General features: G+C 58.3%; 7 protein-coding genes. 3 read left to right on the forward strand and 4 right to left on the reverse strand.

Going from position 1 to position 8,695, the window contains the following annotated elements:
• Nucleotides 1–3 precede the first annotated feature (3 nt).
• Together prsR and prsK are read right to left on the reverse strand one after the other, a co-directional pair.
• The gene (gene prsR, locus GGD90_RS12805) at nt 4–1,362 is read right to left on the reverse strand and encodes a PEP-CTERM-box response regulator transcription factor (protein WP_153117204.1); all 1,359 of its coding nucleotides are present in this window, start codon (nt 1,360–1,362) and stop codon (nt 4–6) included.
• Complete coding sequence (gene prsK / locus GGD90_RS12810) at nt 1,359–3,476, reverse strand: XrtA/PEP-CTERM system histidine kinase PrsK (protein WP_153117203.1); 2,118 nt, start codon at nt 3,474–3,476, stop codon at nt 1,359–1,361. Before prsK ends, prsR begins: the two co-directional genes overlap by 4 nt.
• A 187-nt stretch (nt 3,477–3,663) precedes the next feature.
• On the opposite strand from prsK, the gene GGD90_RS12815 reads away from it, so the two are divergent.
• On the forward strand, nt 3,664–4,017 hold the full coding sequence (locus GGD90_RS12815; RefSeq protein ID WP_153117202.1) for a hypothetical protein: 354 nt from the start codon (nt 3,664–3,666) through the stop codon (nt 4,015–4,017).
• A 9-nt stretch (nt 4,018–4,026) separates the two neighbouring features.
• Here the strand turns inward: GGD90_RS12815 and GGD90_RS12820 are convergent, their stop codons facing one another.
• A complete protein-coding gene (locus GGD90_RS12820) occupies nt 4,027–5,409 on the reverse strand; it encodes a TIGR03013 family XrtA/PEP-CTERM system glycosyltransferase (RefSeq protein WP_153117201.1) in 1,383 nt (460 codons plus the stop codon).
• Between the two features lie 376 nt (nt 5,410–5,785).
• On the opposite strand from GGD90_RS12820, the gene GGD90_RS12825 reads away from it, so the two are divergent.
• Nucleotides 5,786–7,090 (forward strand): GNAT family N-acetyltransferase, encoded by a 1,305-nt coding sequence (locus GGD90_RS12825; RefSeq protein WP_153117200.1) that lies wholly within the window; start codon nt 5,786–5,788, stop codon nt 7,088–7,090.
• Nucleotides 7,091–7,189: 99 nt separating this feature from the next.
• A complete protein-coding gene (locus GGD90_RS12830) occupies nt 7,190–8,194 on the forward strand; it encodes a glycosyltransferase (RefSeq protein ID WP_153117199.1) in 1,005 nt (334 codons plus the stop codon).
• A gap of 217 nt (nt 8,195–8,411) precedes the next feature.
• Here GGD90_RS12830 and GGD90_RS18405 read toward each other — a convergent pair.
• A partial coding sequence (locus GGD90_RS18405) for an IS3 family transposase (protein ID WP_411841042.1) occupies nt 8,412–8,695 on the reverse strand: 284 nt, incomplete at its 5' end.

Raw genomic sequence — 8,695 nt, forward strand, 5'->3', positions numbered from 1 at the left:
GTTCTATTTCAAACCGAGGCGGTGCATGAGGTCGTACAGGGTCGGTCGGCTGATGCCGAGAATCTCGGCGGCGCGCACCAGATTGCCATCCGTGCGCCCCAGTGCTTTTTGCACTGCCTGACGTTCAGCGTCCTCGCGGATGCGGCGCAGATCAATGAAATCCTCGTCGCTCTCGGTCACCGATTCGAGGCTGACATCTTCCGCCGTGATTTGCATGCCGTCGGCCATGATTACCGCCCGCTTGATGCAGTTCTCTAGTTCGCGGACATTGCCCGGCCAGCTATGCGCTTCAACAGCGCGGATCGCATCTTCAGTCAATGTCATGCTACCGCGATTTTGCTCGGCCGAAAAACGGCGGACAAATGCGTGCGCCAGCAGGGCGGCGTCTCCCTTGCGTTCGCGCAATGCGGGGATGTTGACGACGATTTCGGCGAGGCGATAGAAAAGGTCTTCACGGAAGCGTCCTTCCCTGATCAGCGATTTCAGATCCTGGTGGGTCGCGCAGACGATGCGTACGTCCACCGGAATTTCCTGGCGGCCACCGACGCGCTCAACGACGCGTTCCTGCAGGAAGCGGAGCAGCTTTGCCTGCAGCGGATGCGGCAGGTCGCCGATTTCGTCGAGCATCAGCGTGCCGCCATTGGCACTTTCGATTTTCCCTGGCGTGGTCTTGGCGGCGCCTGTAAACGCCCCCTTCTCGTAGCCGAACAGTTCGCTCTCAAGCAGATGCTCGGGAATGGCGGCGCAGTTGATGGCAACAAATCGCCCGTTTTTTCGCGGCGAGGCTTCGTGCAAGCCACGCGCCAGCACTTCCTTGCCCGTTCCACTTTCGCCGAGCAGGAGCACGGTGACGTTGCTGCTGGCCATTTTCTCGATGTTGCGGCAAACGCGCAGCAGCCCGGCATCGCCGGTAATCAGTCCGGCAAGAGCCGGCGGATGTTGCGCCGCTTGCAGGCGGCGGTTCTCCTGTTGCAGATCATGCAGGCGAAAGGCGCGCTCGATGGTCAGTGCCAGCAGTTCGGGCTCGAATGGTTTGGCAAAGAAGTCATAGGCGCCAAGCCCGATTGCGCGCAAGGCGTTGCTCCGGTCGTTCTGTCCGGTAAGGACGATGATCTTGGTATCGGGGGCCGCTGCCAGTGTCTGTTCGAGCAGACGAAATCCCTCGGATACCGAATCGGCCGCGGGCGGCAAACCAAGATCCATGGTGACGACGGCCGGGCAGTAGCGATGAATCTGCGCCAGCGCACTTTCCCGGTCGCCCGCCGTTAGCGTATCGAACTGATCAAGCGACCAGCGCATCTGCTTCTGCAATGCCGGGTCATCCTCGACGATGAGCAGCGGCCGGTTTTTTTCCGTGCTCACGCTGCCTCCTTCTCGCCGAGATCCGACGCTGTACGCAATTCAAACAGCGGCAGCATCAAGGTGATACGCGTTCCTTCGCCCACCTGACTGTCAACGTGCATTTCCCCACCCAATTCACGTATGTACTGAGAGCTTTCGTAGGCACCGATGCCCATGCCTGCCTGCTTGGTGCTCTGAAACGGTTTGAAGAGTCGCTCACGGATGAATTCGGGGCTCATCCCGTGGCCGCTGTCACCGATTTCGAGTGCGGCACGATCCCCCTTTTTTTTCAGCGATATCCAGACCTTGCCGCTATTGTCGGTCGCATCCAGCGCATTCTGCACGAGATGCCCGATCACCCGCTCGAGGCGGTTTTCATGGCCCCGCGTCGCCAGGCGGTCCTGAATCACCAGTTCGACAGGTCGCCCCTGGTCCATTTTCTCTTTCTGGATGCGCTGGATGAGCTCCGGCAAGCTGACACCGCAGGCGGTACCGGGCGGTGTCGCCCCTTCGCGCAATTGCATCATCAGTTGCCGCATGCGCTCAACCGAATGTCCGACGGTCATCAGCATGTCTTCCTGGAACTCGGGATTGTCGCGGTGCCTCTCGGCGTTGCGCAGCATCAGTGCCAACTGGGTCACGATGTTCTTCAGGTCGTGTACGACGAAAGCCGACATCTTGTTGAAGGCGTCGAACTTGCGTGCCTCAAGCAGGGCCTCGGTGGCCTGCATCCTCGCCAGAAAGCCGGCCGCTTGGCAGCCGGCCGTACGTAGCAGATCATTGACTTCCCAATTAACGTCGATCGTCGTACGCGAACTGGCGAGAATGACGAAGCCGATCATCTCGTTGCCGACCATCAACGGTACCACCAGCCAGGCGTTTGCCATGTGCGAGAGCCAATCCGGAATCTCCAGTTCACGGTAACGGCTCGGATGGCAGCGGTACTCCTCAAGATTGATGATCCAGCCGCTGTCGAGCAGGAAGCGCGTCAAGGAGCTGTTGGCGGCCTCGTTACTTGAACATTCCGGAACATTCCAGCGCGCGTTCTGGCGATAGGATTCATTGCTTGCATCACGTAGCCAGAGCGTACCGGCGGGGCTTTCGACCATGTTGGCCAGGCCGCGAATGACTTGCTGCCCCATTCCCTGAGGCGAATCCTCGGCCGACAGGGTGTGCGTGAAGCGCAGCCATTCTTCGCGATAATCGTATCGATAGCTGAACAGGTGTTTGCCGACCAGCACACGCAGCTTCGCGCGCATTGCGCCGGACACACCGAGAACACCCAGGCCGAGAATGGCGGCACAGACGAGTCCCAATTGCAGCGCGCGTCCCCAGTCGCCGCCGAAATAACGGACGTAGTAACCGATGCCGGCCATGAACAGCAGATACAAGCCGGCAATCAGCAGCGTTACCGAGTGAAAGGCGGCTTTTTGCGAAAGCCGGATTTTCGATGTCCAGTTACGGCTGCGCAGCGTCGCCAGAACGAGCAGCGGCGTTGTCAGTGCGTGGATGAAGCCGCGCACGACCAGTGCATCGCCATCAATCCTGCTGAACATCAGCGCGTCGGAAAACAGATAGATATCGAAGATGAACTGGCCGGCCAGCCCAAGGCACAAGGGCTTGACGTTCCAGAGCGAGTCGTCGGCGACGGCACGGAACAGTTGCTCAATGAGCACAAGCGCCAGAACCGGCATGGCCAGACTGTGAAACAGGCTTAACCGCAGCCACTGTTCGGGAATCAGCCAGCCGAACGCGAGAGAAAGCTGCAGCGCGATGCCTGCGAGGATCATTGCCACGCAGGCAGCGACCATCCCGCCGCGAACTGTGATGGCTTTTCTTGCTTGCGCCTGGGTGGGCGGAATCAGCAGAAAGATAAGGAAGGCATACCAGGCACCGTGTCGGCAGATGTCGGCAAGCGATGCGAGAACAGCTGCCGAAGCGCTTTCGCTGGAGAGAGCAAAGGCAGTCAGGGCGGCCCACAAGGCCGACAGGGCAACGGCCAGCAGCATGGTTTTTGATCTTTTGCCGGAACGCCATTCATCGCCCAGCGACAAAAGATAGGTCGACAGCAGCGCATAAGCGCCGGCGGCAAGTCCCGAACTCCAGACAATCAGCGAAGCCGATTCAGTATTCATGCACTATCGTTAAGCGTTACAGCAGGAGCTGTGGAGGGGCAGGTTCTATTGTATAGTCACGAATGGTCGTCACGCCCGGAATGCTCAGGTCATGAAGAGGCTCAGGCTGGTGCCGACGGAGGCAACGCCGGGAATGCTTGAAGCTGGGGGTAGTGCTGGCGCACGCGAGCAGATGAAAACCGGTTCAATGAATACCAATGTTATTTACCGCGCGATGCTTGCTGCTGCGCCAGAGCCGCCGCGGCAGAAGCCGGTGGCGTATCTGAAAAAAAACGAGGCGATGGGGCTGATCAAGGTCGATATGTACCCCTACTTCGATGCCTGGATGGCGCCGTCGAGTGCCTGGAGCGTCAGTCCTCTCTACCTGCATCCGGCCGAAGACGAGCTCCTGCGTCTGCGCGAACAGCGCGACAGCTTGCTGGCGGCCTTGCGCGATTGCTCTTCTCTGGTCGAGGGCAACGGGGCAGGCCGCGCCAACGAGCTTGCGCTGGAGAAGGCGCGCGCCGCCATCGCTAAAGCGCTCTCGGGGCAGCATCGCTGAACCCCGCCCTCAGTGGGCGCCCTTGCCGGTGAGGACGACGCCAACCGTTTCAAAGAGTACGACCATGTCGAGAAACAAGGAATTGTTCTTGATGTAGTAAAGGTCGTATTGAAGCTTATTGGCTGAATCTTCAACGGTGGCACCATAGTGATAGCGTACTTGCGCCCAGCCGCTCACTCCCGGCTTGACACTGTGCCGGACGGCGTAAAAGGGAATTTCCTTGGTCAGCTGATCGACAAAGTAAGGGCGCTCGGGACGTGGTCCGACAAGGCTCATGTCCCCCTTCAGCACACTGAACAGTTGCGGCAATTCGTCGATGCGCAACTTGCGGATGATCCTGCCGACACGGGTCACGCGATCGTCCTGTGCCGCCGCCCACACCGGTTTGCCGTCCTTTTCGGCGTCGCGACGCATGCTGCGGAACTTGATGACCTTGAACAGTCGTCCATTGAGCCCCACGCGTTCCTGCCGATAAAGCAGAGGGAAGCCGTTTTCAGCAGCGATGAACGCAGCGGTTACCGCCATGATCGGCAGCGCGAGCACGATGAGCAAGGACGCAAAAAACAGATCGAACAGTCGCTTCAGCGCTGTTCGTACCCGGCCCTGGCGGAAACCGTCACCAAAGATCAGCCAGCCTGCGTAAAGCGAGTCAAGACGAATCTGGCCGAGCGTCTGTTCGAAATGGCTCGCCAGATCAAGAACGCGAATTCCCTGGAGCTTGCAGTCGAGCAGTTCGCGTAGCGGCATTGCACCGCCGCGGCGCTCGGAAATGGCGACGACGATCTCGTCGGCCCTGAGCGTCCGCGCGGTATCTGCGAGCGATTGCTGGCTGGCAATGACCATGTTCCTCGGAACACTGACCTGCTCTTCGTTCGGGCAGGGAAAAAAGCCGAGAATCATCGCCGAGGGATCGGATTTTTCAAGGGCTTGCTGAACCTGCAAGGCCGCGGCGCCGGTGCCGAACACGAGAATGCGGCGTGTCAGGATCCCCGATACCGCTGTGTGATTGGAACCGACGCGGGCAACGAGCATGCCGAAAACCGCAGACAAGGCTGACAACTGCATGAAGTCCTTGTCGACACCGGTCATCGGCATGATTGCATAGATGCCGTATGCGAGCGGGATCGCCAGATAGATGGAGACGACGGCGAGAGCCGAACTTTGCAGGATGCTGCGCTTGATATAGCGCTGATAGAAGCCGAGTAGGGAATTGACGACCAGCATGGCGACGCCAAGCAAGGCGCTGAATACGAGTATCTGCTGGCGGTCCGCCGGAAACGTGTTGCCGATCCAGAGCACGGCAACCAGCAGGCCAATGGTGACGAAGGAGAAGTCGAAAAGCATTTGCGCCAGCGAACGCCAGCGTAACCAGTGATTGAATAGTCGGACCACGTCAAACCCCTGCTTTGAACCTTCTGATCTTCAGATCTTCGCAAAAAGACCACCGGCAAGCGTGTGCTTTTCAACTACGACTCATGCGGCAGAATGCTATGAGCAAGTCGAAGCGAGTGACAGGAACTAATTCACATATGCTTGCCATCTGTCATTGGCTGTTTCTGGTGCTGACCGTCGGCGCGTCGGATTGTACGCATTCGTACGGTTGAAAGCTCTAGCATAAAGGCTAGGGCGCCTTCGGAACGGGAACGTTCGCAGCGCTTTCCTTGCTAAGATTTGCCGCGGGAAGCAACGTCCCGGCTTGCTTTTGCCGCCCGCGAAAGATGAGACAATGTTCCCAACCCCATGTCCCGCGCGACATTAAGGATGTTCGATGGCCCGTAGTTTTTTGCACGCCTCGCGAAAGATCTGGCACCAGAGTGTGCGCAAGCTGTTGTCGGCTTTGCCGCGCGAGCAGCGTTTCGCCATCTATCGCAATCTGGTCGATTGCGACCCGACGCCCAGCGACCGGCTGACGCTGAACATCGCCGAGACCCGCGAAGAGCTTGAGGCATGCTTCGCCTTGCTGCACGACGCCTATGTCGACAGCGGCTTCATGAAGCCCGACCCGTCCGGCATGCGTGTCACCATCTACCATGCCCTGCCGACGACAACGACGCTGTGCGCCAAGTGGGATGGCGAGGTCGTGGGAACCATATCGTTGATCCGCGAAAGCGCTTTTGGTTTCCCGCTGCAGAAGATCTTCGATCTGAGTGGTGTGCGGCAGAAGGAGGGGAATCTCACCGAGGTGTCCGCGCTGGCAGTGCATCCGCGTTTCCGCAAGACCGGCGGGGCGATCCTCTTCCCGTTAATGAAATTCATGTACGAGTACGCAACGCAGTACTTCGATACGCGACATCTGCTGATTGCCGTCAATCCGAACCGCATCGAGATGTACGAATCGCTGTTGTTTTTCGAGCGACTCGCGGCCAATGTCGTCGAAAACTACGATTTTGCCAACGGCGCCCCTGCCGTCGGCGCGACGCTCGATCTGAACGGGGTGTCGTCGCTGCTGCACCGCGCCTATGCGTCAAAGCCACCGAGAAAGAACCTCTTCCGCTATTTCATCGAGATCAGGCTGCCGAACGTGAAGTTGCCGAATCGGCCCTACTTCACGACGAACGATCCGGTCTTGACGCCGGACTTGCTGAACCACTTCTTCAACGTGCGTACCCAAGGCTTTGCCAACCTTGACCCACGCAAGAAGGTGCTGCTGCACTCGATTTACGACTTGCCAAGCTATCGGGATGTTCTCCCTGAATTACCACCGCAGGGCAGCGGCATCCAGTTGCGGCAACACCAGCGTTTCTCAGTGAAATGCCCAGGCAGACTGGTTGTCGATCGGGAGGGAGACGGCGAGTTTACGGTTCAGGTCATCGAGGTTTCCGAGTACGGCTTTCAGGCTTATTCGAAGGACGAACTGCCGATCAATGTCTGGAGTTCTGCCTGCGTACAACTTGGCAAGAGCGACACCTCGGTGATCAAGGCCATGGCCGTTCGTGCCAAAGCCAACGGCTTTGACGGGTTCTACGGTTTTCGCGTCGGCGAACCCGATCAGAACTGGCGGAACTTTGTCAATGCCTTGCAACAGGGATGCACCCATGGCGATCTGGAGCATCCGGCGCTAAGGTGCTCTTGACTGAGCTCGCCCACTTCTTTACGTGCTTGCCGGCATTGGCCCAAATGCAATGCCGAGCCTGTTGGCGCGTTTTCGGGGCATTCTGAAGAGGCATTCCTGATGGCGAAGAGGCAGGGCAGGGAAATCAACCTCGTGTATCGCCCATATAGCGGCTTGGCAAAGGATGCCGAGGTGATCCGGGAGGCGCTTGAGGGATCGGGATTCTCCTTGCTCGACAGGCATGCGGCTGGCTACACGTATCCCGAGCGCTTGCGTCGCTGCTTGCTGCGGCTTTCCGGTGGCAGAGTTCGACCGCGCTACGCATTGAACATCTTCCTCGAAGAGGTTTTTCCGGAATGGTTGCCGCACGCGCGCGCCAATATCCTCATCCCCAACCAGGAATGGTGCCGCCCGACAACTTACCGCCAGCTTACGGCAATGGATGCCATTCTCTGCAAGACACGCTATGCCGAGGAGGTCTTCTCTCGCCTTTTGCCTGGCAAGGTCCGTTTTGTCGGCTTCTCGAGTTCCGACCGCCACGATGCCAGTGTGCAGAAGGACTTTTCACGTTTCTTCCATTCGGCAGGGCGAAGCAAGCAAAAAGGGACGGCCACCTTGCTGAATGTGTGGGCGCGCCGGCCTGATTGGCCGGCGCTGACGGTCGTCGCTCAGGACGAAGAGTTGGTGCTCGGTATCAGCGCCCCCAACATCCACAGGCTGAACTATCTCGACGACACTGAACTGCAAAAGATGCAGAACTCCTATGGCATACATCTATGCCCGTCGGAAGCGGAGGGTTTTGGCCATTCCATTGTCGAAGCGATGGGCTGTGCGGCAATGGTTCTGACGACCGATGCTCCCCCCATGAATGAACTGGTTACCGCTGAGCGTGGCCGGCTTGTGCCGTTCGCCGGTCGCAAACCGCAGATGCTCGGCTTCAATTACTACGTCGATGAACTCGCGCTTGAGGCGGCGATCGACGCGATAATTCATCTGCAGAACGTGGAGAAAGTCCAGGTCGGAGTGCGGGCTCGGGCGTGGTTTTCGGCAACGAAGGCAGAGTTTTCTCAGAGCTTTTTGGCGGAAATTGAAGAAGTTCTCAACCAAGATCAGCAGTCGGGTTGATGGGGGCCGCTTGCTTTTTTTGATAGATTGTTTGACAAACCACCCACTGATTCTTCGTTGCTCTGCTCGGGATTAGAGACCGTCGAATTTTACTTGGTTGAGGTTTTGGCGATCAGATCACCTACTTCTGTGACCAACGGTGAGTCTTTTGCAAGTAGAGCCGCAACGCGTTGTTGATCTTCCTCCAAGCAAGCGCCAACGTTGTTGCCGCGTATGTTCACCCCCAAAATTTCTTCTGATCCACCCGCTTGTGATTCACTACCATGCCGGCCTGCCGCAGCTTCAAATAGATCATCCCGGCCCCGTAGCGCCGATGACGTTGGGCGAGCACGACGATCTTCTCCTTCAAAGCAGTATTGCGATCCATCGCCGGCTGGTAACGGGATGAACTCGGACTCATGCCGACGCGACGTCCCCCCCGAATTGAGTAGCGCGTGACTTTAGAGTCCAATCCACGACGACAAGGAGATTGGACATGAAGAAGCGCTTTACCGAAGAACA

It is taken from the genome of Rhodocyclus tenuis (genome assembly GCF_014197755.1).
Lineage (GTDB): Bacteria > Pseudomonadota > Gammaproteobacteria > Burkholderiales > Rhodocyclaceae > Rhodocyclus > Rhodocyclus tenuis.

Bases quoted from the DNA above. Each gene is read 5' to 3' on its own strand.
- prsK (WP_153117203.1), bottom strand. From the start codon at position 3,476: ATGAATACTGAATCGGCTTCGCTGATTGTCTGGAGTTCGGGACTTGCC.
- GGD90_RS12815 (WP_153117202.1), top strand. From the start codon at position 3,664: ATGAATACCAATGTTATTTACCGCGCGATGCTTGCTGCTGCGCCAGAG.
- GGD90_RS12825 (WP_153117200.1), top strand. From the start codon at position 5,786: ATGGCCCGTAGTTTTTTGCACGCCTCGCGAAAGATCTGGCACCAGAGT.
- GGD90_RS12830 (WP_153117199.1), top strand. From the start codon at position 7,190: ATGGCGAAGAGGCAGGGCAGGGAAATCAACCTCGTGTATCGCCCATAT.